This window comes from Streptomyces sp. NPDC048623, assembly GCF_040650755.1.
GTDB lineage: Bacteria > Actinomycetota > Actinomycetes > Streptomycetales > Streptomycetaceae > Streptomyces.
Genome location: NZ_JBEZHV010000004.1, coordinates 215,234 through 238,134, shown reverse-complemented (window position 1 = coordinate 238,134; position 22,901 = coordinate 215,234). Strand labels below are relative to the sequence as shown.

The window sequence follows — 22,901 nt, the reverse complement described above, 5'->3', positions numbered from 1 at the left end:
CGGCCGCGCTCTCACCCGTGACGGCGCCCGCCGCCCGTACCCGTACGCCGCCTCTCAGCTCGCGGTCGTACGGGCGAGCAGCAGCGCCACGTCGTCCTGCGCCGGGCCCTCCGGCAGGCCGGACAGGAGGTCCTCGCACAGCGCGTCCAGCGGGCGGTCCGCGTCGCGCAGCGCGTCGGCGACGCGGGTCATGCCCTCGTCGAGGTCCCGGTCGCGGGCCTCGACGAGGCCGTCGGTGTAGAGCACCAGGAGGCTGCCGGCCGGGAGGGTGACCTCCTGGGCGCAGAACGCGTGCGCGCCGGTGCCGAGCGGGGTGCCGGGCGGGCCGTCGAGGAAGGTGACGGCGCCGTCGGGGGTGACGGCGGCCGGTGGCGGATGGCCGGCCCGGGCGATGGTCCAGCGGTCGGCGGCGGGGTCGTACACCGCGTACACGCAGGTGGCCATCTCGTCCTCGCCGAGGTCGGCGACGACCGCGTCGAGCGAGCTCAGCATCCGGGCAGGCGGTATGTCGTGGCGGGCGAGGGTGCGCACGGCGGTGCGGAGCTGGCCCATGACGGCCGCCGCGTGGATACCGTGGCCCATCACGTCGCCTATGACGAGCGCGGTGCGGCCGTCGGGCAGCGGGACGACGTCGAACCAGTCGCCGCCGACGTCGTGGTCGCTGGCGGGCAGGTAGCGGCCGGTGAGTTCGAGGCCGGGGACGTCGGGGAGGGCGTTGTTGGTGAGGCTGCGCTGGAGGGTGAGGGCGGCCTGTCGCTGGGTGGTGTAGAGCCGGGCGTTGTCGATGTTGGTGGCGGCGCGGGCGACGACCTCGTCCATCAGCACCCGGTCCTCCTCGTCGAACGGTTCGCGGCTGCGCAGCCGGGTCACGGAGACCGTGCCGAGCACCTTGCCGCGGGCGACGAGGGGGATGAGGCGGGCGGAGCCGATGCGGGTGGCGAGATAGCGGCGCAGGGCTTCGAGCCGCGGGTCGCGCAGGAGGGCGGGGATGTCGTCGACGCGTAGGTTCATGGGGGTGGCGTCGGTGATGACGGACTCGTAGACGGAGTCGAGCGGGATCTGGAAGGTCTGCCCGGGGGCGAGCAGGGCGGTCGGGGCGCTCGGGTCGGGGAAGCGGGCGGCGAGCCGGCGCAGGATGCCGCGGGTGGCGGCGGTGGACTCGTCGGGTTCGAGGACGGATTCGAGGAGCTGGACGTCGGCGGAGTCGGCGAGCTGCGGGACGAGGAAGTCGACCACCTCCTCGGCGGTCTGTCTCAGGTCGAGGGTGGTGCCGATACGGCCGCCGGCCTCGGCGAGCAGGGCGAAGCGGTGGCGGGCGCGTTCGACCTCGATGTGGGCCTGCTGGCTCTCGGTGATGTCGATGAGGGAGGCGATGACGCCGAGCGGGTTGCCGCCGTGGTCGAGGAGCGGGGCGTAGGAGTTGGACCAGATGTGGTCGTGGTCGGGGTCGGCGGGGGTACGGCCGGCCCGGCGGGCGTCGACGACGGCGGTGCCGGTGTCGAGGACCTGGCGCATCAGGGCCTCCAGGGCGCCGGCGTTGACGCCGGGGACGACCTCGGTGAGCCGGTGGCCGACGTGCTGGGCGGCGGGCACGCCGTTCATGCGGGCGAGGGCGTCGTTGACGCGCACGAAGCGCAGGTCGGGGCCGAGGGTGGCGAGGCCGATGGGTGACTGGGTGAAGAGCGATTCCAGGGCGGCGAGGCTGTCGCGCATGCGCAGGACCTGGGAGGTCTCGAAGGCGATGAGCATGGCACCGGGCCGGCCGTCGGGGTCGGCGGCGGGCACGATCCACATCTCCATGGCGACCGAGTGCCCGTCGCGGTGGCGTACGGGCAGGGTGCCCACCACGGTCTCGCCGGCGTGCACCTGGTCGGTGAGCCGGGCGGCGAGCTCGCGGTTGGCGTCGGGCACCAGGAGGGGGGTGGCGAAGCGGCCGATGACGTCCTCGGGACGGAATCCGAGCAGGTCCTGGGCGGCGAGCGACCACTCGACGATCCGCCCGCGGGCGTCCTCGCGCCAGAGGGCGATGGGCAGCAGGTCGTTGAGCACGCCCGCGTACCCGACGGCCGCCCGGGGCGGCTGCGGGACCCTGCTCGGCGACTGGTGAGTGTCCAACGCATCGACCTACGCATCGGCCGGGCCCCGAGGGGCGTAATCCTCGATTCCTACCGAATCACCCTATCCGAGACATAAGGGGCGAGCGCTCTTCGGTTCGGCCGCCCGCATGGTTCCGCGGCTCCCAGCTTCGCGTTTGTCCCCTTCCGTCGTTCTCCGTGCCGGGTGCGATCGCGGGGCGCGTTCAGGTGATCCGTACGGTCTCCGCCCACGCCGGGGGCTGCGGCGCGTCCGCTCCGATCAGGGCGACGATCAGGCGGCAGGTGACCGGTTCCGCGGGCCAGGGGGTGTAGCCGTCGGTGAGGACGACGACGATCTGCGGGGGTTCGGGTGCGGCGAGCGCGGCCCGGATGCCCACACTCATGTCGGTGCCGCCGCCTCCGGCGAGTTCGACCTGGTCGACGGCGGTGACCCGGGCGACGGCCTGGACGTCGGCGTCGCAGGCGAGGACGGCGACCCGGTTGCCGCCGATGCCGACCTCGCGCAGCACGCCGGAGATCTCGGCGAGGGCCGCGGCGAGGTCGTCGTCGCCCATCGAGCCGGAGGTGTCGACGACGACGGCCACCCGGGGCAGCGGGCGGCGCAGGCTGGGCAGCACGACCCGGCCACCGAGCGCGGGAGTACGGCGTGAGGGGCGCCGATACGTGTAGTCGACGGCGCCGCCCGCCCAGGCGGCGGCCTCGCGGACGGCGCCGGTGAGCGCCTTGCGCCAGTCGACGACGGGTTCGAGGGTCTGGTCGGCCCAGCGGCGCCAGCCGCCCGGGACCGAGCCGCGGGAGCGCTGGTGGGCCCGGATCGCCTCGGCGGTCTGGCGCCGCAGGGCCTCGGCCTCGACCGGGCTGAGGCCGCTCGTGGCGTCGGCGCCGCCCTGGCCCAGGTCCCAGGGGGCCGGGACGCCGTGGGCGCCGGAGCCGCAGTCGAGCGCGTGCGGCGGGGTGGCCGGGATGCCGGGCACGTACTCCTCGAAGAGTCCGCCGTCGGGCAGACCGAACAGGCCGGGCACCATGCGGCCCTCGGGCAGGCGCAGTCCGTCGGCGAGCAGGTCGTCGTTGATCTCGCAGTCCTGCGCGATGTTGATCCGCAGCCGGTCGCGCTGGTCGGCCGCGGGCAGCCGCTCCGCCCGGCCGTGGTGGTCGCGCAGGAGGTGGGCCGCCTCGTGGATCCACGCGCCGGCCAGTTCCTCGATGGCGGTGGCCGTGACGAAGGCGGGTGCGACGTAGCAGCGCCAGTGGCGGTCGACGGCCATGGTGCGCACCTGGCGGGAGGGCACGATCGTCAGGGCGTAGAGGGCGGAGGCGAGGTACGGGCGCGCCTCGGTGGCCTTGTAGCGCGCGGCGAGCAGCTTGGCGCGGTCGAGGTCCGGCGGCGGCGCCGTGTCGCGGTCCGGCACGGCTTCGTCAGGTACGGCTTCGCCCGGTGCGGCTTCGTCCGGCACGGTTTCGCCCCCACGGGTGGCGGTCACGTCGTCGGCGCCGGTCAGCGTGCGCCGGGCAGGGCGCCGGCGAGCTGGAGGAGTTCCAGGAAGGCGTCGATGCCGGACGGGATGGGCCAGTCGGGTTCGCGCATGACGGCGAGGTCGCGGGCGGCACGGGCGGCGACGTCGGGGACTCCGGCGTCGACGGCCTTGGCGAGGACCTCCCAGCCCGCCTCCCAGCGCGGGCGGGTGGGTTCGCTCTGCACGGCGGCGACGACGGCGACGAGGAACGCCAGCTGGCGGTCGCCGCGTTCGGGCAGGGCGAAGGCCGACGGGTCGGCGAGCACGCGGTCGGGGTCCGGCAGGTCGAGGTTCTCCAGGTAGGAGAGCAGCTCGATGCCGGCGGCCTCGCCCACGGCGCCGATGACGGCGGCCGCCGTCGCCTGCTGCCCGGCACCGGAGGCGTAACCGGTGGCGAGCAGCCGCAGCGCCGCCTCCCAGGAGCGCGGGGACGGCCAGGCGCGGCCTCGGCCCTCGGCCTCCTTGGGCAGGTGGTGGACCAGGCCGGGGCGGGCGGTGAGGAAGCCGGAGATCACACCGCGGGCGCGGGCGACGGCGCCGGAGACGCGGGCGGGGTCGACGGTCGGCAGGGCGGTCTCGGGCCAGGTGCCGGCCATGCCGCGGGCGACGGTGCGCGGGTCGTGGGTCCAGTCGAGGTGGACGAAGCGGTTGGCGAGCGGCGGGCTGAGGTGCCAGCCGTCGGCGGCGCTGGAGGGCGGGTTGGCGGCGGCGACGATCCGTACCGACTCGGGGAGGGTGAGGCTGCCGACGCGGCGTTCGAGCACGACCCGCAGCAGGGCGGCCTGCACGGCGGGCGGGGCCGAGGACAACTCGTCGAAGAACAGCAGGCCGTGGCCGGTGCGGGCGAGCCGGACGGCCCAGTCCGGCGGGGCCATCGGCACGCCGGTGGTGGCCGGGTCGTCGCCGACGATCGGCAGGCCGGCGAAGTCGGAGGGCTCGTGGACGCTGGCGACGACGGTCTCGAGCTCGACACCGAGGGCGTCGGCGAGCTGCTGCATGCCGGCGGACTTGCCGATGCCGGGCTCGCCCCACAGCAGGACGGGCTGGTTGGCCGTCACTGCCAGGGCGAGGGCCTCCAGTTGCGGGTTGGCGGAGGTCTCGGTGCGGGTGGCGCGCAGGCGGGCGTTGAGCGCGTCGGCCGCCGCGAGGGGCGCGGGGACGGCGGCGGTGCGGGGCGCGGCGGGAGTGGTGGTCATACGGAGGCGTCCTCGTCCTCGTTCTCGATCTCGATCTCGTCGTCGTCCTTGTCCGTCGGCGCGGCGGACCGGGGTGTGTCGAAGGGGTCGGTGTCGCCGAACGGGTCGGCTTCACGGGAGGATTCGGGTCCGTCGGGTCCGTCGGGTCCGGACGGGCCGTCGAGGGGATCCGGCGCGGGTTCCGCGTCCCAGTCCGGCTCCTCGTCCCAGCCCTCGTTCTCGTTCCGCTCGTCCAGGTAGTCGTCGTACCACTCGGCGCCGATGCCCGGATGCTCCTTCCGTACGAGGCGGCGCAGGAACATCAGGTCGGTCCGCCGGTAGCGGCGGATCACCTGGTCGAGTGAGAGTTCCATCTCGTCGAAGACGTCGATACGGGCCCCGGCGTCGAGGAGGTCCCGCACCAGGTCGGCCGATCCCTGCTGGGCGACGGCCAGTTGAAGGGGGGTGGAGCCGGCCTTGTCCCGTGCCTCCAGGTCGAGCCCGGCGGCGAGCAGCCGCGGCAGCAGCTCCCGGTGGTCCAGCAGGTGCAGGAGGTGCAGCAGGCCGCGCCCCCGGGCGTCGCGGGCGTGCGGGTCCCAGCCGGCGTCGAGGAGCGCCGTGACCGCGGGGGTGTCGCCGTGCTGGACGTGCTCGAACAGCCGGCGCCGCTGCGCCTGCAGGGCCCTGGGCAGCCGCCCCTCACCCGTCGTCCAGGCCGACTGGGTGGCGAAACAGCCGGAGATGGTGCCGCCGAAGGCACGCAGGGCGTGTTCGCGCTGCTGCTCCTGCTGCGTGTGCGGGATGTCCAGGGTGCCGCTCCTGACAACGACCTCGTGCCAGGCACCGCCGCAGCGGACCCGTACCGGTTCGACTGATGCGCACGAACCGACCGGGCCGGTGGCGGGCGGGGCCTGCGGGAACAGGGCGGCGGAGACCAGTGGGTGCAGGTGCTCGGGCCGGATCCGGTCCGCGCGCAGCAGGGCGATGTCGGGGAGGAGTTGCCGGGCGTACAAGGGCAGCACCGGGACGTCCTCGTCCTGGCGGCGCTCGATGCCCGCGACCCGTACGACCGGAGCGTCGGTGTCGGTGACGTCGAGGGTGGCCCGGAGCAGGCCGCGCCAGTTCACGGGCACGCGGAAGCGCGTACCCCGTCCGGCGTTCCACAGCAGGCGGAGTTCGGGGGCGAGGCGGATCAGGTCCAGGGCGTCGTGCGCGACGAGGTCGGCGACGTCCGTGATCCGCGGGTAGGCGTACCTGCCGCCCTGGGCCTGCGGATCCGGTGGCGTGAGGTCGAGGTCGACTCCGGCGGCGGCGTAGGCCTCGACGTGCGCGCCGCGGGAGCGCAGCACGGCGATCCATTCGGCGCGGGTGGCCGGGTCGGCGCTCGCACCAGGGTCCGTGTCGGGCAGTTCGTCCGGGGTGAGCGGGGTGCCGTCGGGGTGCAGGAAGGGCAGGCGGCCGGTGGCCACGGGACCCGCGCTGAGGCGCAGTTCGCCGGTGTGGCGGGCGTCCCAGAAGCGGCGGGCACAGGTCCAGTCCTCCACGGCGTACCCCATGCCGTGGAGCCTGTCGCGCGTGCCCGGAGGCACAGCGGGGCCGAGGTGCAGACGCAGCCGCTGCGGGCCTTCTAGCATCGGCAGACTGGTGACGGAGAGGACCGGCCCTGCGGTGCCGTAGACGGCGAGGACGGTCCGGCGGCAGACGGCGAGGGTGGTGTGGCCGCCCAGGGCGCGCGGCAGGTGCCAGCGCAGCAGGTCGGGTGCGAAGTGGCGCAGGTCGTCGGCCAGTCGGGCGGCCACGTCCGGGCCGTGGCGGTCGGCGACACGCTCGGGGTCGAGCTCGTCCGGAACGTCGACGGCGGCCGCGGCGCAGGCCTCCCGCCAGTCGCCCGCGAGGCGGGCCTCGGTGGCGCGCTCGATCATCCAGGCGGGGACGGCGAAGCGGCGGATACGGGCCCAGGCGGAGGCGTCGGCGGGCGAGAGGGCCCCGGGCGGCGGTGTCGTGGGCCGGCTCATCGGTAGAGGCTGCCGATCGCGCGCAGGTCGGGGTGGGAGGGGCGGACCGGGCGGAGCCGTTCGGTGAACGAGCGCTTGACCCGGCGGGGCAGTCCGGGCCCGAGACCCACGTATTCGAGGCGGTGGGCGTCGTCGAGGGCCGCGAGCAGTGTCTTGGCGCCGCGGCCGGTGAGGCCGGTGTGGCGCAGTTCGAGGCGGCGCAGCGGGCTGCCGGGGAGGGCCGCGGCGAGCGCGTGGGCGCCGGCGTCGCCGGTGGTGTTGCCGGGGGCGCCGAGGCTGCGTTCGGACATGGTGCGGCCGAGGTCGAGGGCGTCGATGCCGTCGAGGGCGTCGGCGAGGGCCGCGGCGCCGGCCGGGCCGATGCCGTTGCCACCGAGGCCGAGCCGGACGGGGCGGGCGGGGTCGGCCGCGGCGGCCAGGATCGCGATGCCCGCGTCGCCGAGGTGGTTGGCCGGGACGTAGAGCTCGCGGACTCCGGCGTCGCGGACGAGCGCGGCGAGCAGCGGGGCGTCGGCGGCGGTCAGGCCGTTGCCGCCGAGGAAGAGGCGTTCGAGCGGGGCCTCGCGGTCGAGGAGCGCGTCGAGCAGGACCCGTACGCCCTCCGCTCCGGCCCCGGTGTTGACCAGGTCGAGGGTGCGCAGCGTGGTGTTGCGCCGCAGCAGGCCGGCGAGGGTACGGGCGCCGGCCGCGCCGACGGGGTTCCGCTTGAGCCACAGGGCGCGGACGGTCGTGTCGTCGGCGAGTGCCTCGGCGAGGGTGGCCACACCGGCCGGGCCGATGCGGTTGCAGCCGAGGTAGAGGGTGCGCACCCCGTGGCCGGCGCCGGTGCCGGTGTCGCTGCCGGTGCGGCGTGCCTCGGTGAGGGCTTCGGCGAGGGAACGTACGCCCTCGTCGCCGAGGGAGTCGGTGCCGAGGAGCAGATGCGCGGCGTGCGGGGAGGCGACCGCCACGGGGACGAGGCGGGCGGCGCCGCCGGGGCCGAGGCCCTGCTTGCACAGGTCGACGCGCCCGTCGGCGCGCAGGGTGCCGAGCGGGAAGGTCTCGTCCCCGGTGAGCGCGCGTGGGTCCGCGAGGCGGTCGAGCAGGGGCACGAGGCGCGCGGGGTCGGCCAGGGGCAGGTCGGGGTGCTCGATCGCCGGGCAGCGTACGGGCGTTGTCGGCTGGGCCATCACCACTCCACCGGTCTGTCGCCGGGGACCGGCGTTCCGCTTCGACCTGGACATCGTCGACTCATCTGCGATGCCGGCGTCGTCGGCATCAAGTAGGCGCAAGACCGGTCGGATTCGAACCGACGTCCTCCAGCTCGATGCGTGGGCGCGACGACCTCTGCGCTACGGCCTTGCTGTGAGTGATCATAGCCGCATTCGCATGCGAGTTCGATAGCTGTGGATACCGGATGAACTGACGGTACGTCGGGGGGCGGGGCGCACAGATCAGCGCCCCGCCCCCTCCCCGGACCTGTCGGTCCGGCACATGTCGCGGATCAGGCCGCCGTCGCGGCCGCCTCCGCGGCCTCCGCGGCCGCTGCCGCGCGGGCCGCGCCCTCCGCGCGGGAGCGCTTGGCGGTGCGGATGGTGTAGAGGACGAGGAGGCCGAGGGTGCCGTAGATGAGGACCGGGTTGACGACGACCATGGCGTCGGTGGACAGCACGTACGACAGGACGACGCGGGCGGCGGCCTCGACGAGGTACCCGACGCCCCAGACGATCGTCATCGTCCGCATCACACCGCGGAAGCCCTCGAACTGCCACAGGCCGTTCCACCAGGCGTGGCTCTCCGGGGTGCCGTCCGTGGAGAAGCGGCGGCCGAAGTAGAACATCAGCGGCCGGGGCGCGAAGAGGGTCGCGAGGCAGAGGACGCCGAAGAGGCCGGTGACGGCCGAGTCCTTGACGAGCAGCGCGCGGGTGGAGTGGGTCCCGACGAGCGAGACGACGGCGGTGAGGACGAGGAAGAAGATCGTGACGATCGCGAACTCGTCCAGCTTGCGGTGCCAGAGCAGGTGCACGACGGTGTCGAGGACCGGCCAGGCGCCACTCACCAGGAGTGCGGAGAAGTCGCTCCAGCCGTGGTCGGTCAGTGCCCCGTACGTGACGATCGGGGCCACCACGTTGAGGCCGATGGTGAGCACCCAGCCGATGGCGGTGGCTGCGCCGGAGCGGGCCGGCGGGCCTGGCTGCGCTGCGGTTGCGGACATGGATTCCCCCTGAATCGATGCGAGTCGGTGTGAGCCGGCGCCGACGACGCTGGTCGTGATGGTCGTGATGGTCGTACTGGTCGGCGCGGCATCCGGCACGGTAGGGCGGGCGCGTAGGGGGTCACAAGGTGTGCCGGTCCAAAATGATCTTCAAGCTGTCCGGAGGGGTGCGCTCCGAATCGCGATCGGCGGTGGCTGGACCGGCGGTGTCGCCCGGCCACGGGGACGGCGGGCCGTAGAGGTCTGCCGGCGGGCTCCAGGTCGGCGTGTCCGGCGGGGCGAACGGGCCCGCGACGCACCCTCGGGCCGGGTCCGTTGTGACGAGGGCAACGCCCAGCGGGGGGATCTTGACGGCTTCCATACGCGCTCCGCCCGGTTCCGTACGCGTCCTTTGCGTACAGTGGCTCGGCCGCCGTCCGACCGATGGCCGAAAACCGACCCTTCCGCCGTACCGGACAGCAGGAGTCCTCGATGGCCACGCCCACCGCCACCCGTTCCAGTCGCCTACGGGCATGGATGCTGGAAGGCCTGTCCGACATGGGCAAGGGGCGGCCGTCCCGACCCAAGGAATCCGCTCCGGACGCCGGACACAAGGGGCAGCCCTGGTGGCGCGTCATGTGCCTCACCGGTGTGGACTACTTCTCCACCCTCGGCTATCAGCCCGGCATCGCCGCCCTCGCGGCCGGCCTGCTCTCCCCCGTCGCGACGATCGTCCTGGTGATCGTGACGCTGGCCGGCGCACTGCCGGTCTACCGTCGCGTCGCGGAGGAGAGCCCGCACGGCGAGGGCTCGATCGCGATGCTGGCGCGCCTGCTGTCCTTCTGGAAGGGCAAGCTCTTCGTCCTGACCCTGCTGGGCTTCGCCGCGACCGACTTCCTCATCACCATCACCCTGTCGGCCGCCGACGCCTCCACCCACCTGGTGGAGAACCCGCACCTGGAATCGGCGCTGCAGGACAAGCAGGTCCTGATCACGTTGATCCTGGTGGCACTGCTCGGCGCGGTGTTCCTCAAGGGCTTCCTGGAGGCGATCGGCGTCGCCGTCGCCCTCGTCGGCGTCTACCTCGCCCTCAACCTGATCGTCGTGATCACGGGCCTGTGGGAGGTCATGACCAACGGTCACGTCGTCACCGACTGGACCACCGCACTGACCGCCGAGCACGGCAACATCTTCGTCATGATCGGCGTCGCCCTGGTCATCTTCCCCAAGCTGGCCCTCGGCATGTCCGGCTTCGAGACCGGCGTGGCCGTGATGCCGCACGTCCAGGGCGCTCCGGACGACACCGAGGCCAAGCCCGCCGGGCGGATCCGGGGCACCAAGAAGCTGCTCACCACGGCCGCGCTCATCATGAGCGCCTTCCTGATCACGACCAGCTTCATCACCACCGTCCTCATCCCGCAGGACGAGTTCGAGTCCGGCGGCAAGGCCAACGGCCGCGCGCTCGCCTATCTCGCGCACGAGTACCTCGGCAACACCTTCGGCACGATCTACGACATCTCCACGATCGCGATCCTGTGGTTCGCGGGCGCGTCCGCGATGGCCGGTCTGCTCAACCTGATGCCGCGCTACCTGCCCAAGTACGGCATGGCCCCGCACTGGGCCCGGGCCGTGCGCCCCATGGTGATCGTCTTCACCCTGGTCGCCTTCCTCGTGACGTGGATCTTCGACGCCGACGTCGACGCCCAGGGCGGCGCGTACGCGACCGGTGTCCTCGTCCTGATGAGCTCGGCGGCCATCGCCGTCACCATCGCGTGCCGCAAGGCCGGCCAGCGTGGCGGGGCGATCGCCTTCGGCATCATCTCGGCCGTCTTCCTCTACACCACGGTCATCAACATCATCGAGCGCCCGGACGGCGTGAAGATCGGTGCCTGCTTCATCGCCGGCATCATCCTCATCTCCCTGCTCTCCCGGCTCGGCCGCGCCTTCGAGCTGCGCGTCACCCATGTCGAGCTGGACGACATCGCCGAGCGGTTCATCCGCGACATCTCCAAGCGCACCCCTCGCTTCATCGCCAACGAGCCGGGAAGCCGCGACGCCGACCAGTACCGGGCGAAGAAGGACCAGATCCGCGCCGACAACGACATCCCCGGCACCGAGGACTTCGTCTTCGTCGAGGTGAAGATCACCGACCCGTCGGAGTTCGAGGCCGGTCTGACCGTCCGCGGTGAGGTCCTGCACGACCGCTACCGGGTGCTGACCGTGGAGAGCTCCTCCATCCCCAACGGCCTCGCGGCCCTGCTGCTCCACGCCCGCGACATCACCGGGGTCCGCCCGCACATCTACTTCGAGTGGACCGAGGGCAACCCCTTCGCCAACTTCCTCCGCTTCTTCCTCTTCGGGCAGGGCGAGATCGCCCCGGTCACCCGTGAGGTGCTGCGCGAGGCCGAGCCGGACCGGTCCCGCCGCCCGCGCGTGCACGTGGGCTGACCGAAGGCGCCCGGGCGCCTGGATGGACCTCGTCCCTATACTCAACAATATGAATAATGAACGGCGCGAGCAGCAGGTGGCTGAGGTGGCCGCGCCCGAGGCTCCGTACTACCTGCGGTACGTGGCCCTCGGCGACAGCCAGACGGAGGGCGTCGGGGACGGCGACGACACCACCGGGCTGCGCGGCTGGGCCGACCGCCTCGCCGAGCTGGCCGCGCGCTCGAACCCGGAGCTGCGCTACGCCAACCTCGCCGTCCGCGGCCGGCTCGCCGGGCAGGTGCGGGACGAGCAGCTCGCGCCCGCGCTGGCCCTGGAGCCGGACCTGGCGACCGTCGTCGCCGGGGTGAACGACCTGCTGCGGCCGCGCTTCGACGCCGACGAGGTCGCGGGGCACCTGGCGGCGATGTTCGCGGCGCTCGGCGCGGGCGGGGCCCGGGTCGCGACCCTCACCTTTCCCGACCTCACCCGCCTGATCCCGGCGGCCCGGCCGGTCGCGCCCCGCATCACCGCGCTCAACGCGCGCATCCGGGAGGCGGCCCGTACGCACGGCGTCATCCTCTTGGAGACCGCCGGCCACCCGGTCGTCACGGACCCGCGTCTGTGGAGCCGCGACCGCCTGCACGCCTCCCCGCTCGGCCACGCCCGTATCGCCGCCGCCTTCGCCGACACCCTCGGCCTCCCGGGCAGCGACTCCTCCTGGAACCACCCCCTGCCGCCCCTCGCCACCCGCCCGGCCACCGCCCTGCGCGCGGTCGGCACGGAGCTGGCCTGGGCCGCGACCTTCCTGGGCCCCTGGCTCGGCCGCCGCCTGCGCGGCCGCTCGTCCGGCGACGGCCGCACGGCCAAGCGCCCGGACCTGATTCCGGTGGCGCCGGCGCCGCGTTCCTTCTGACGTCTCCCTGTCGCGGGCCCGGCTACCGCGCCCGGCCGCCCGACTGCCTGGCCGGCCCGGCCTCCGTCGGGAAATCCGGGGCGGCGTTTCGGGGTGCGCTGTTGCGGTGGGGCCATGGGTTCGTACGCGTACTACTTCTTTCGCTGATCCAGAACACGGACACGGCGTGAACCGCTGACGCGCATCCGCGTCCCGCGGGAGGCCGCCGCGTCCGCGTGCGCCTGCACGGCGCCCCGCCCGGATCAGTCGAACCCATTCCCAGGGAATCCCACCATGCGCGATCGCGCTCAGCTCACGCTGCTCCATGTCTCCATGTCCTACGGCGACCGTCAGGTCCTGGAGGACGTCTCCTTCACCGTTCGCCCCGGCGAACGGGCCGCCGTCGTCGGCGAGAACGGCTCCGGCAAGTCCACGCTCCTCCGTCTGGCCGCCGGAGCCGAGGCGCCGGACTCCGGGGAGGTCACCGTCCGTTTCCCCGGCGGGACCGCCCGGCTCGCCCAGACGCTCGGCGCGACCTACCCCGTCGGGCCCGGGCACACCGTCCGGGACACGATCGACGCGGCGCTCGCCGAACTCCGTACGCTCGAAGCGCGGTTGCGGGAGGCGGAGCGGACCCTCGGCGACGCGGACGCCGAACAGCTCGCCGCGTACGGGGAGTTGCTCGAACGTTTCGAGGAGCGCGGCGGCTACCGGGCCGACGCTCAGCTGGCCGCCGCGCTCGACGGGCTGGGCCTCGGACACCTCCCGTACGAGCGCCGGATCGGCACGCTGTCCGGCGGCGAGCAGTCCCGCCTCGCGCTGGCCTGCGTCCTCTCCTCCGGGGCCGAGCTGCTCCTGCTCGACGAGCCGACCAACCACCTGGACCGCGACGCCGTCGCCTGGCTGCGGGAGCGGCTGCGTGCCCATCGCGGCACGGTCGTCACGGTCACCCACGACCGGGCGTTCCTGGAGGCGACCGCCACCACGATCCTGGAGGTCGACCGGGACAGCCGTGGCGTCACGCGGTACGGGGACGGCTGGGCCGGATACCGTACGGCCAAGGCGGCGGCCCGGCGCCGCCAGGCGCAGGAGCACCAGGAGTGGTGCGACGAACTCGCCCGGACGGAGGAACTGGTGGCCGCGGCGGGACAGCGGCTCGCCGCGACCGGCCGTGATCCGCGCCAGGGCTTCGGCAAGCACCGCCGCTCCAGCGAGACCAAGCTCTCCGGCCAGGTGCGGGCCGCCCGCACGCGCCTGGAGGAGCTCCGGGCCCGTCCCGTACCGGCGCCGCCCGAACCGCTGTGCTTCCGGGCGCACTTCGGCGGCAGCACCGATGACGGCGACGGCGACCGCCCGGGGGCCGGGCTCGAACTGGCCGACGTCACGGTCGGCGACCGCCTGTCGGTCGACGCGCTGCGTCTCGGTCCCGGCGACCGCCTGCTCGTCTCCGGCCCCAACGGCGCGGGGAAGACGACCCTGTTGCGGGTCCTCGCCGGCGAACTCGCCCCGGACCAGGGCACGGTGCGGCTTCCCGCCCGCGTCGGTCACCTCACCCAGGAACTCCCGGATGTGGCCTCGCCGTTGCCCCTGCTGTCCGCGTACGCCCACGGCCGCCCCGGCCTGCCCGAGGACCACGCGGACGAGCTCCTCGCGCTCGGCCTGTTCCGTTCGGACGACCTCCACGTCCCGGTGCGATCCCTCTCGGTGGGTCAGCGCCGCCGCCTGGAGCTCGCCCGCCTCGTGACCCGCCCCCTGGACCTCCTGATCCTCGACGAGCCCACGAACCACCTGGCCCTGTCCCTCATCGAGGAGCTGGAGGCGGCACTCACCGGCTTCCCGGGCCCGGTCGTGGCGGTCTCCCACGACGCACGCTTCCGGGAGGCGTTCGGCGGAAGCCGCCTGGAACTGCGGGCGGGACGGGCGGTGGCCCTGCCCGCCTGACGGCCACGGGCCGCGCCCCCCGTCCCTCACCCCACCGCCGACCGCGCCTCCGCGATCCGGGCCGGGTCCCAGCCCCGGTGTGGGACGGAGTCCAGCAGCAGGCGGGTGTAGGGGTGTTCGGGGGTGGTGAGGACGTGAGGCGTCGGGCCCGATTCGACGATGCGGCCGTGGCGGAGGACCACGATCTCGTCGGTGACGTGGCGGACGACGCCCAGGTCGTGGGTGACGAAGAGGTAGCCGACACCGGCCTCGCTCCGGATGTGGGTGAGGAGTTCGAGGATCTGGGCCTGGATGGAGACGTCGAGCGCGGCGACCGCCTCGTCGAGGACGAGGACGCGGGGTTCGGCGGCCAGGGCGCGGGCGATGGCGACGCGTTGGCGCTGGCCGCCGGAGAGGGCGCGGGGCAGGGCGGCGGACTCGCGGGGGCCGAGGCCGACCTGGTCGAGGAGGTCGGCGACGCGGGCGCGACGGGCCGCCGGGGTGAGACGGAAGTGCAGGCGCAGGACCTCGTCGACGCAGCCGCCGACGGTGATCCGGGGGTCGAGCGAGAGGTAGGGGTCCTGGAAGACCATCTGGATCTCCCGGGCGCGGGCCAGCCGTTCGGTCCGGCCGCGCGGGCGGGCGGAGCGGTCGCGGCCGTCGAGGGTGACCGTACCGGCGTCGGCGCGTTCGAGGCCGACCAGCATGCGGACGGTGGTGGTCTTGCCGCTTCCCGACTCTCCGACGATGCCGAGGGAGGAACCGGGGGCGAGGGCGAACGACACGTCGTCCACGGCGGCGTGGTCGCCGTACGTCTTGCACAGCCCACGGACCACCAGCCCCTGGGCGGAGGTCGCGGCCGCGGTCGGGTCGGAGGTCACAGCAGTATCCCTTCGTCGGCGCGGTGGCAGGCGGCGAGCCCCTCGCCGTGCGCCGCCAGGGCGGGCACCTCGTCCGTGCAGCGCGCCACCGCGTACGGGCAGCGGGCGGCGAAGGCGCAGCCCGGCGGGGCCTCGGCGACCGAGACCGGGCGGCCCGCGACGGGCCGGGGTGCGGGCGCGCCGGGGTCGAGGCGTGGGGTGCAGGAGAGCAGGCCCGCGGTGTAGGGGTGACGGGGGCGGTCGAAGAGCGCGCCGGTGCGGCCGGTCTCGACGATGCGGCCGGCGTACATGACGTACACCCGGTCGCAGATGGCCGCGGCGAGTTCGAGGTCGTGGGTGACGAAGAGGAGTCCGGTGCCGCGTTCGGCCTGGAGCCGGGTGAGGATCGCGATGATCTCGGCCTGGGTGGTGACGTCGAGCGCGGTGGTGGGTTCGTCGGCGACGACGAGGGCCGGGTCGGCGGCGAGCGCGGCGGCGATGACGACGCGCTGGAGCATGCCCCCGGAGAACTCGTGCGGGTGACGGCGCAGCGCGCCGCGCGGGTCGCGGATGCCGACGGCGGCGAGGAGTTCCTCGGCGCGGACCGCGGCCTTGGCGGCCGGGACGCCGGTGGCCCGCAGGCCCTCGGTGACGAAGTCGCCGACGCGGCGCAGCGGGTTGACGGAGGCGCGCGGGTCCTGGAAGACCATGGCGACCTCGCGGGCGCGGAGGGAGGCGAGCGAGGCACGGTCCAGGGTGAGGACGTCGCGGCCGGCGACGCGCACCTCGCCGGTGACGCGGGCACGCGCGGGCAGCAGGCCGAGCACGCTGCGGCAGGCGACGGACTTGCCGGAGCCGGACTCGCCGACGAGGCCCACGGTCTCGCCGGGCGCGACGGTGAGGGACACGCCGTCGAGGAGGGGGCGGGCGGCCCGCCCTTCGGGAAGCCGGAGGGTGAGTCCGTCGATCTCCAGGGCGGGCGTGGCCGGCGGGACCGGCGCGCCATCGGACCGCGGGGACAGGCGGCTGGAGTGCGCGGGAGCGGGGATCGGCCCGGAGTTCGGCCCGCAGTCCGACGAAGACGTCGCCGCTGGGTTCGGCGCGGAGTCCGGTCCCGGGGTCGGTCCGGAGTCCGGGCCCGGCGTCGGTCCGCAGTCCGGGCCCGGACCCCGCCCGACGGCCCGCTGAGAGTTCTGATGGTCGGTCATGAGTGTGCTCAGCGCTCCCGCTTCGCGATCCGGTCGGCGAGCCCCTCGCCGACGATGCCGAACGCCACGACGGCGAGGACGATGCAGAACGACGGCGCGAGCGCGGGCAGCAGCGCACCCTGCTGGATCGCCGACTGGCCGTCGTTGATCATGGCGCCCCAGTCGGCCGTGGGCGGCTGCACGCCGAAGCCGAGGAAGGAGAGGGCCGCCAGATCCATCAGCGCGTAGCCGAAGTTCATCGCGGACTGGGCGAGGACGGTGGGCGCGATGTTGGGCAGCAGATGGCGCAGGCAGATGGTCCAGCCGGACCAGCCCTGGACGACGTACGACTCGATGTACGGGCGGGCCTTCTCCTGGCGGGCGATGCCGCGCACCAGCCGTCCGACGTACGGGGTGTAGGCGACGGCCATGGCGGCGACGGGCGCGGTCATGCCGGAGCCGACGACCGCGACCAGCATGATCGCGAGGAGCAGTCCGGGGACGGCGAAGACCAGGTCCATGGAGCGGGAGAGGAGGGAGTCGGCCCAGCCGCCGCGCCAGCCCGCGATCACGCCGAGGACGAGACCGAGGACGGTGGAGACGGCGACGACGAGGAGTGGGCCGAGGAGTCCGGTACGGGCGCCGTGCAGCAGCCGGGACAGGATGTCGCGGCCGGACTGGTCGGTGCCGAGGAGGTGGTCGCCGCTGGTGCCGACGAGGCTGGCGGACAGGTCCATGGCCTCGGGGTCGTACGGCGCGAGCACCGGGGCGAGGACGGCGACGAGGACGAGTACGGCGAGCAGCAGCACGGCCGTGGCGAACAGCGGGCCCTGTCCGCCGAGGGCGCGCAGCCGGCGCAGGCCGGGGCGTCTGCGCAGGGCGGCCGTGGGGTCGGCGGCCCCGGTGGGTGCGGTGAGGGTCATGAGACGCCTTCCCCGTAAGGGACGTAGATGGCGGGCGTGAGGTCGGTGAGGGGCGCGAGGAGGCCGACGGCCCTGGCGGGAGCGGTGCGGTTCACGTGGCGCCTGCCCCCTGGCCGAGCAGGCCGAGCCGCGGGTCGATCAGCGGCGCGAGCAGGTCCACGGCCAGATTGGTCAGCACGAAGGCCGCCACGCTCAGCAGCGTGATCGCCTGGACCACGGCGAAGTCCTTGGCCGTGACCGACTGGACGAGGAGCGAGCCGAGGCCGGGGACGTCGAAGGCGGTCTCCACGACCGAGGTGGTGACGAGGAGTCCGGCGAGCATGGTGCCGCCGACGGTGACGACGGGGCCGAGGCTGTTGCGCAGCACGTGCCGGCGGACCACGGTCCGGCCCGCGACGCCGCGGGCGCGGGCCACCTCGACGTGTTCGCGGCCGAGTTCGTCGAGCATCGCGGAGCGGGTCACGCGGGCGAGGAGGCCGGCGAAGGTGGTGGCGAGCGCGAAGGCGGGCAGGGTGAGGTGGTACAGGCGCTCGCCGAGGCCCACGGGGGTGCCGCCGGGCCCGGGGAACCAGCCGAGTTGTACGGAGAACAGCGACACCAGGCCGATGGCGCTGACGAAGGACGGCGTGGCGGTGGCGATGCCGGTGCCGATGAGCACGACCCGGTCGACGAGCCCGGGGCGCAGCGCGGCGAGCACGCCGGCGGTGACGCCGCCGAGGACGACGAGCAGCGCCGCGTACCCGACGAGGAGCACGGTGCCGGTGAGCCGGGAGCCGAGGAGGGCGGAGACGTCCTGGTGGTACTGGGCGGAGCGGCCGAAGTCGCCGCGCAGGACGTCGCCGAGCCAGCCGGCGTACTGCACGGCGAGCGGGTCGTCGAGGTGGTGCTCGGCGCGCAGCGCGGCCACGGTCTCGGGGGTCGCGGGGCGGCCGTGCAGCAGGAAGGAGACGGGGTCGCCGGGGGCGAGGTGGACGCTCGCGAAGACGACGAAGGAGGTGACGAGCAGGACGCCGAGGAGTCCGGCGAGCCGTCCGAGGACGTAGCGGGTGAGGCCGTTCGTCAGTGCGCGGCCGATCAGCGTGCGGCCCAGGCCCGTGAGCGTGCGGCCGGTCAACGGGCGGCCGGTCGGTGTGCGGCCCGGGAGCGGGCGGCCCGGCCTTGTGCGGTCTGCCCGCCGGCGGATGGTGGGTGTACGGCTCATCAGCGTGCGGCGCCGATCGTCGCCGCCCAGGGGTAGTAGAGCTGGGCGATGCCGGTGGGGGCGCCGGTGACGCGGCTGCCGAGGAAGACGGAGTAGGGCGCCTCGTAGACCGGGATGACCGGCAGTTCGCGCACCGCGATCTTCTGGAGTTCCTGGGTCAGGTCACTGCGGGCGCCGGGGTCGTAGGCACCGTTGGCGCGGTCGAAGGCGGCGTCGTACACGGGGTCGGACCAGTTGCCGTAGTTCCCGAAGTCGCCGGTGCGCAGGTACTGGTAGAACTCCAGCGGGTCGGGGGTGTTGTCGTAGCCGTTGGTGATGACGAGGTCGAGTCCCTTGCGGGCGTTCGGGTCGACGAAGATGCTGCTGTACGCCTCGGGGGCGACGGCCTTGAGCCGTACGTCGAGGCCGATCTGGCGGCCCGCGGCCTGGACGGCGTTGGCGACGACGCTGATCTCGGGGGCGAGGGTGCTGGTCACGAGGGTGACGGGCTTTCCGGTGGCGCCGGCCTCCTCGACGAGGGCCTTGGCGGCAGCCACGTCGTACACGGGCTCGGGCAGTTCCTTGAAGTAGCCCTCGGTCCGTTCGGGGAGGAGGGCCCAGGCGCCGCGGGCGGCGGGGGCCTTGGCGGGGACGCCGACGCCGCCGGCCGCGGCCTTGATGATGTTCTTGCGGTCGAGGGCCATGGAGAGGGCCTTGCGGACCTTGAGGTCGCCGAGGGTGCCGTGGAAGTTCAGGACGGCGAGGTTGGCGGCGGCGGTGTTGGGGCCGAAGTGGACCGTGCCCTTGCCGCTCGCGCGGAGCTGGGCGAGCGAGGTGGACGGGACCATGTAGCCGCCGTCGGCGGTGCCGGAGAGGAAGGTGTTGGTGCGGGCGGCGGAGTCCTCGACGAAGGTGAAGCGGACGGTGTCGGTCTTGGGCGTGAGCTTCTTGTCCCAGTAGCCGGGGTGCTTCCTGAGGGTGATGGACTCGCCCTGCTGCCACTTCTCCAGGGCGTACGGGCCGGTGCAGTTGACCTTGCCGCCGGGGACGCCGTACTCCTTGCCGGCCTTCGCGAGGTACGCGGCGCTCTCGATGGTGCCGGGCGACGCGGCCATCAGTTCGTTGAGCAGCATGTCGGGCCTGGTGAGGCGCAGGGTGACCTGGAGCGGGCCGGTCTTCTCGACCGCCTTGACGTTCTTGAAGGCGGAGCCCCACGGGGAGCCCGTGGCGGGGTCCATCTGCCGCTTGAGGGAGGCGACGACGTCGTCGGCGGTCATGACGGTGCCGTCGTGGAAGGTGACGCCGGGGCGCAGGGTGTAGACCCAGGTCCCCGGGTCGGGGTTCTCCCACTTCACGGCGAGTCCTGGCTCGATCTTCAGGTCGGGGGTGACCCGGAGCAGCTGCTCGCAGACGTTGGCGAGGACCGTGTTCGGCGGGTAGTCGAAGGCCTGGGCGTAGTCGAGGGTGTACGGCTCGGCGTAGAGCGACCAGGTGAGGGAGGGCAGCGGGCCCTTCGCCGGGGGCGAGAGCGGGGTGACGGTGTAGGCGCCGGGTCCGGTGCCGGTGGGCTTGGTGGCGCCGGAGCAGGCGGTCGTGGTGACGGCGAGGGCGGCGGTGACGGCGAGGAGGAGACCGAGTCTGGGCGTGCGCAAGGAGACCCACCCCTTTACGGGTGTAGTGACGGGGGGCTTCGGTACGTGGGGGAGGAATGGAGCGAGTATTGATGCGGGAACGTTCCCGCACAAGGGTTTCCGGGACTTTCCGAAGACTTTGCGGGAACGGTTCTGCAGAGGTCAGGGAGATGGCAGCATCGGACCGTGACCACACGTGAACCCGATACGGGGCATGCCGGGGACCGGCGCGGCGCAGGGGCGGCCGCGCCGCGGGTGCGGCTCGTCGACGTGGCCCGCGAGGCCGGCCTGTCGAAGACCACCGTGTCCGCCGCGCTCAACGGCACCGGGCGCCTGTCCCCCGCCGTGCGCGAGCAGGCGATCGAGACCGCGCGGCGGATGGGCTACCGGCCCAACGCGACGGCGCGCCAGCTGCGGGCCGGGCGGGCCCGGCTGATCGGTTACGTGGTCGGCGAGTTCGCCGGCGAGCCGTGGACGTATCTCGACTCGCCCTACTTCGCGCAGCTCACCGGCGCGACGGCCGCCGCCGCCCTGCGGCACGGCTACGCCCTGGTGATGCTGCCCGCGGGGACGCTGCAGCGGGAGTGGGCCGACCTGCCCCTGGAGGCGGTGATCGTGGCCGATCCCGTCGAGCACGATCCGCTGGTGGAGGACTTCCTCGCGGCCCGTATCCCGGTCTTCAGCGACGCCTCGGTGGCGGGCCGGCCGGGCGCGCACTGGGTCGACGTGGACGCCGACGCGGCGGTACGGGACTGTCTCGACCACCTGCGGACGGGCGGCGCCCGGCGGACCGCGCTGGTGCTGCCCGACAGCACCACCCGTTTCCACCGCGAGGTGCTCGCCGCGTACCGCGCCTGGTGCGCGGGGCACGGGGCCGAGGAGCTGGTGACCCTGGTCCCCGAGCCGGGGAACGGGCCGGTGGTGCGGGCCGTCGAGCGGGCGCTGACCGCCGAGCCGCGGCCCGACGGTCTGTTCGTGGTCGCGGAGGCGAGCCCGCCCCTGGTCATGGACGCGGCGCGGCGGCTCGGCCGCGCCGTGCCCGGGGACGTACGGGTGGTGTGCGTGAGCGAGGACGAGTCGGCCGCGCACGCCGACCCGCCGGTCAGCACGCTGAGCCTGCGTCCGGTGGAGGTCGCCGAGAAGGGGATGGCGCTGCTGGTGGCGGCGCTGGAGGGCGGGGGCAGCACGCCCCCCGGCGTGCTGCTCACCGCCCGGCTCCTGGTGCGCGCCTCGTCGTGACACGTCATCGGGCCGGGCTCAGGCCCCGTGGACGCGGACGCCGCCGACGAAGGTCTGCTCGACCCGGGCCTCGGCGATCTCCGCGGGCGGCGCGGTGAGGATGTCGCGGTCGAGGACGACCAGGTCCGCGAGGTGGCCGGGGCGCAGGCTGCCGGCGTCGTCGTGGCCGTTCACGTACGCCGAGCCGGCGGTGTAGGCGCCGAGGGCGGTGGTGAGGTCGATGCGCTGCTCGGGGTAGAAGACGCGGCCGTCGGTGGCGCCGGGCTCGGCCCGGTTGACGGCGACGTGCAGGCCGGCGAGCGGGTCCGGGCTACTCACCGGCCAGTCGCTGCCCGCCACCAGGGTGGCGCCCGCCCGCACCAGATCACCGAACGGGTACTGCCAGGCGGCGCGTTCGGGGCCGAGGAAGGGGATGGTCAGCTCGTCCATCTGCGGTTCGTGCGCGGCCCACAGCGGCTGGATGTTCGCGAGCGCGCCGAGCCGGGCGAAGCGGGTGAGGTCGTCGGGGTGCACAACCTGGAGGTGGGCGAGGTGGTGGCGGTTGCCGCGCCGTCCGTTGGCGGCGACGGCGGCCTCGATGGCGTCCAGGGCCTCGCGTACGGCGCGGTCGCCGAGCGCGTGGAAGTGCACCTGGAAGCCGAGGGCGTCGAGCGCGGTGACATGACCGCGCAGCGCCTCGGGGTCGACGAAGCTGAGGCCGGTGTTGGCGGTGGCGCAGCCACAGGCGTCGAGGTAGGGGCTGGTCAGAGCGGCGGTGAAGTTCTCGGCGATGCCGTCCTGCATGATCTTCACCGAGCCGGCCCGGAACCGGCCGTGGCTCGACTTGGCGCGCAGCGCCACGAGTTCGGGGATCTGCTCGGCGCCGCGGGCCCGGTCCCACCACAGGGCGCCGGTGACCCGGGCGGTGAGGGTGCCGTCCTGGGCGCAGGTGAGGTACGCGTCGGAGGGGTCGGGCCTGCCGCTGAACTCGCCGAGCAGGGCGTCCTGCCAGCCCGTGACACCGAGCGAGTGCAGCAGCTCCTGGGCGCGCAGCAGGCCGGCGATCCGGTCGGCGCGGGTGGTCGGCGGGACGAGCCGGGACACCAGGTCGGCGGCGCCCTCCTGGAGGACGCCGCTGGGCGCGCCGGCCGCGTCGCGCTCGATCCGGCCGTCGGCCGGGTCGGGGGTGTCGGCGGTGATCCCGGCGCGTTCCAGGGCACGGGAGTTGGCCCAGGCGCCGTGGTGGTCGCGGTTGACCAGGATGACCGGCCGGTCGGGGACCACGGAGTCCAGCAACTGCCGGGTGGGCAGGCCGCCTTCGAAGCTCTCCAGGGACCAGCCGCCGCCGGTGATCCATTCCTGGCCGGGGTGGGCGGCCGCGTACGCGGCGATGATCCGCAGGTACTCGTCGGCACCGGTGGTGCCGCTGAGGTCGCACTGTGCGAGCTCCACGCCGCCGAACACCGCGTGGATATGGGAGTCCTGGAAGCCGGGGATCAGCAACCTGCCCGCGAGGTCGACGACTTCGGTGCCGGGGCCGACGAGCTCGCGCACCTCGTCGTGCCCGACGGCGGTGATCCGCTCGCCGGTAACGGCGAGCGAGGTGGCGCGGGTGCGGGCCGGGTCGCCGGTGAAGACGGGACCACCGGTGAAGACCAGGTCGGCCGTGGTCATCTGTGTCCTCCTTGAG

The 22,901-nt window shown here is 74.0% G+C and carries 16 protein-coding genes and 1 pseudogene; 4 read left to right on the top strand and 13 right to left on the bottom strand.

What is annotated here, in order from left to right; genetic code table 11:
- Window positions 1-54 precede the first annotated feature (54 nt).
- From AB0C73_RS08150 to AB0C73_RS08120, 7 genes and pseudogenes are all read right to left on the bottom strand, one after another.
- Window positions 55-2,115 carry a SpoIIE family protein phosphatase gene (locus tag AB0C73_RS08150; RefSeq protein ID WP_362526065.1) on the bottom strand — a complete coding sequence of 687 codons (2,061 nt, stop codon included), beginning with the start codon at window positions 2,113-2,115 and terminating at the stop codon, window positions 55-57.
- Window positions 2,116-2,299: 184 nt separating this feature from the next.
- A complete protein-coding gene (locus AB0C73_RS08145; RefSeq protein WP_362526374.1) occupies window positions 2,300-3,505 on the bottom strand; it encodes a VWA-like domain-containing protein in 1,206 nt (401 codons plus the stop codon).
- Between the two features lie 86 nt (window positions 3,506-3,591).
- Window positions 3,592-4,806 carry an AAA family ATPase gene (locus AB0C73_RS08140; protein ID WP_362526062.1) on the bottom strand — a complete coding sequence of 405 codons (1,215 nt, stop codon included), beginning with the start codon at window positions 4,804-4,806 and terminating at the stop codon, window positions 3,592-3,594.
- Window positions 4,803-6,800, bottom strand: coding sequence for an ankyrin repeat domain-containing protein (locus AB0C73_RS08135; protein ID WP_362526059.1), 1,998 nt, complete (start codon window positions 6,798-6,800; stop codon window positions 4,803-4,805). The genes AB0C73_RS08140 and AB0C73_RS08135 overlap by 4 nt, the downstream gene beginning before the upstream one ends.
- Complete coding sequence (locus AB0C73_RS08130; protein WP_362526056.1) at window positions 6,797-7,969, bottom strand: gala protein; 1,173 nt, start codon at window positions 7,967-7,969, stop codon at window positions 6,797-6,799. Before AB0C73_RS08130 ends, AB0C73_RS08135 begins: the two co-directional genes overlap by 4 nt.
- A gap of 99 nt (window positions 7,970-8,068) precedes the next feature.
- Window positions 8,069-8,141: pseudogene (locus AB0C73_RS08125) on the bottom strand.
- A gap of 142 nt (window positions 8,142-8,283) precedes the next feature.
- Window positions 8,284-8,994: a VC0807 family protein gene (locus tag AB0C73_RS08120; RefSeq protein WP_362526053.1), complete on the bottom strand. Its 711-nt coding sequence runs from the start codon at window positions 8,992-8,994 to the stop codon at window positions 8,284-8,286.
- A 471-nt stretch (window positions 8,995-9,465) separates the two neighbouring features.
- On the opposite strand from AB0C73_RS08120, the gene AB0C73_RS08115 reads away from it, so the two are divergent.
- The 3 genes from AB0C73_RS08115 to abc-f all read left to right on the top strand — a co-directional run bounded on the left by AB0C73_RS08115 (window position 9,466) and on the right by abc-f (window position 14,233).
- Window positions 9,466-11,421, top strand: coding sequence for an amino acid transporter (locus AB0C73_RS08115; RefSeq protein ID WP_362526051.1), 1,956 nt, complete (start codon window positions 9,466-9,468; stop codon window positions 11,419-11,421).
- A 49-nt stretch (window positions 11,422-11,470) separates the two neighbouring features.
- Window positions 11,471-12,313, top strand: coding sequence for an SGNH/GDSL hydrolase family protein (locus tag AB0C73_RS08110; protein ID WP_362526050.1), 843 nt, complete (start codon window positions 11,471-11,473; stop codon window positions 12,311-12,313).
- Window positions 12,314-12,586: 273 nt separating this feature from the next.
- The gene (abc-f, locus tag AB0C73_RS08105; protein WP_362526048.1) at window positions 12,587-14,233 is read left to right on the top strand and encodes a ribosomal protection-like ABC-F family protein; all 1,647 of its coding nucleotides are present in this window, start codon (window positions 12,587-12,589) and stop codon (window positions 14,231-14,233) included.
- Window positions 14,234-14,259: 26 nt separating this feature from the next.
- On the opposite strand, the gene AB0C73_RS08100 is transcribed toward abc-f, so the two are convergent.
- The 5 genes from AB0C73_RS08100 to AB0C73_RS08080 form a co-directional block, all read right to left on the bottom strand.
- Window positions 14,260-15,093 (bottom strand): ATP-binding cassette domain-containing protein, encoded by an 834-nt coding sequence (locus AB0C73_RS08100; RefSeq protein ID WP_362526046.1) that lies wholly within the window; start codon window positions 15,091-15,093, stop codon window positions 14,260-14,262.
- The gene (locus tag AB0C73_RS08095; RefSeq protein ID WP_362526371.1) at window positions 15,090-16,094 is read right to left on the bottom strand and encodes an ABC transporter ATP-binding protein; all 1,005 of its coding nucleotides are present in this window, start codon (window positions 16,092-16,094) and stop codon (window positions 15,090-15,092) included. The genes AB0C73_RS08100 and AB0C73_RS08095 overlap by 4 nt, the downstream gene beginning before the upstream one ends.
- A 194-nt stretch (window positions 16,095-16,288) precedes the next feature.
- Window positions 16,289-17,182, bottom strand: coding sequence for an ABC transporter permease (locus AB0C73_RS08090; protein ID WP_362526044.1), 894 nt, complete (start codon window positions 17,180-17,182; stop codon window positions 16,289-16,291).
- A gap of 91 nt (window positions 17,183-17,273) precedes the next feature.
- The gene (locus AB0C73_RS08085) at window positions 17,274-18,245 is read right to left on the bottom strand and encodes an ABC transporter permease (protein WP_362526369.1); all 972 of its coding nucleotides are present in this window, start codon (window positions 18,243-18,245) and stop codon (window positions 17,274-17,276) included.
- A 137-nt stretch (window positions 18,246-18,382) separates the two neighbouring features.
- The gene (locus AB0C73_RS08080) at window positions 18,383-20,014 is read right to left on the bottom strand and encodes an ABC transporter substrate-binding protein (RefSeq protein ID WP_362526041.1); all 1,632 of its coding nucleotides are present in this window, start codon (window positions 20,012-20,014) and stop codon (window positions 18,383-18,385) included.
- Window positions 20,015-20,179: 165 nt separating this feature from the next.
- Between AB0C73_RS08080 and AB0C73_RS08075 the strand changes: the two genes are divergently transcribed.
- Window positions 20,180-21,232, top strand: a complete 1,053-nt coding sequence (locus tag AB0C73_RS08075) for a LacI family DNA-binding transcriptional regulator (RefSeq protein ID WP_362526039.1) — start codon at window positions 20,180-20,182, stop codon at window positions 21,230-21,232.
- Between the two features lie 18 nt (window positions 21,233-21,250).
- Here AB0C73_RS08075 and AB0C73_RS08070 read toward each other — a convergent pair whose 3' ends face one another.
- On the bottom strand, window positions 21,251-22,885 hold the full coding sequence (locus AB0C73_RS08070; protein ID WP_362526036.1) for an amidohydrolase: 1,635 nt from the start codon (window positions 22,883-22,885) through the stop codon (window positions 21,251-21,253).
- Window positions 22,886-22,901: the final 16 nt, after the last annotated feature.

Bases quoted from the DNA above. Each gene is read 5' to 3' on its own strand.
- abc-f (WP_362526048.1), top strand. From the start codon at position 12,587: ATGCGCGATCGCGCTCAGCTCACGCTGCTCCATGTCTCCATGTCCTAC.
- AB0C73_RS08130 (WP_362526056.1), bottom strand. From the start codon at position 7,969: ATGGCCCAGCCGACAACGCCCGTACGCTGCCCGGCGATCGAGCACCCC.
- AB0C73_RS08110 (WP_362526050.1), top strand. From the start codon at position 11,471: ATGAATAATGAACGGCGCGAGCAGCAGGTGGCTGAGGTGGCCGCGCCC.
- AB0C73_RS08090 (WP_362526044.1), bottom strand. From the start codon at position 17,182: ATGACCCTCACCGCACCCACCGGGGCCGCCGACCCCACGGCCGCCCTG.
- AB0C73_RS08120 (WP_362526053.1), bottom strand. From the start codon at position 8,994: ATGTCCGCAACCGCAGCGCAGCCAGGCCCGCCGGCCCGCTCCGGCGCA.
- AB0C73_RS08135 (WP_362526059.1), bottom strand. From the start codon at position 6,800: ATGAGCCGGCCCACGACACCGCCGCCCGGGGCCCTCTCGCCCGCCGAC.
- AB0C73_RS08070 (WP_362526036.1), bottom strand. From the start codon at position 22,885: ATGACCACGGCCGACCTGGTCTTCACCGGTGGTCCCGTCTTCACCGGC.
- AB0C73_RS08140 (WP_362526062.1), bottom strand. From the start codon at position 4,806: ATGACCACCACTCCCGCCGCGCCCCGCACCGCCGCCGTCCCCGCGCCC.
- AB0C73_RS08115 (WP_362526051.1), top strand. From the start codon at position 9,466: ATGGCCACGCCCACCGCCACCCGTTCCAGTCGCCTACGGGCATGGATG.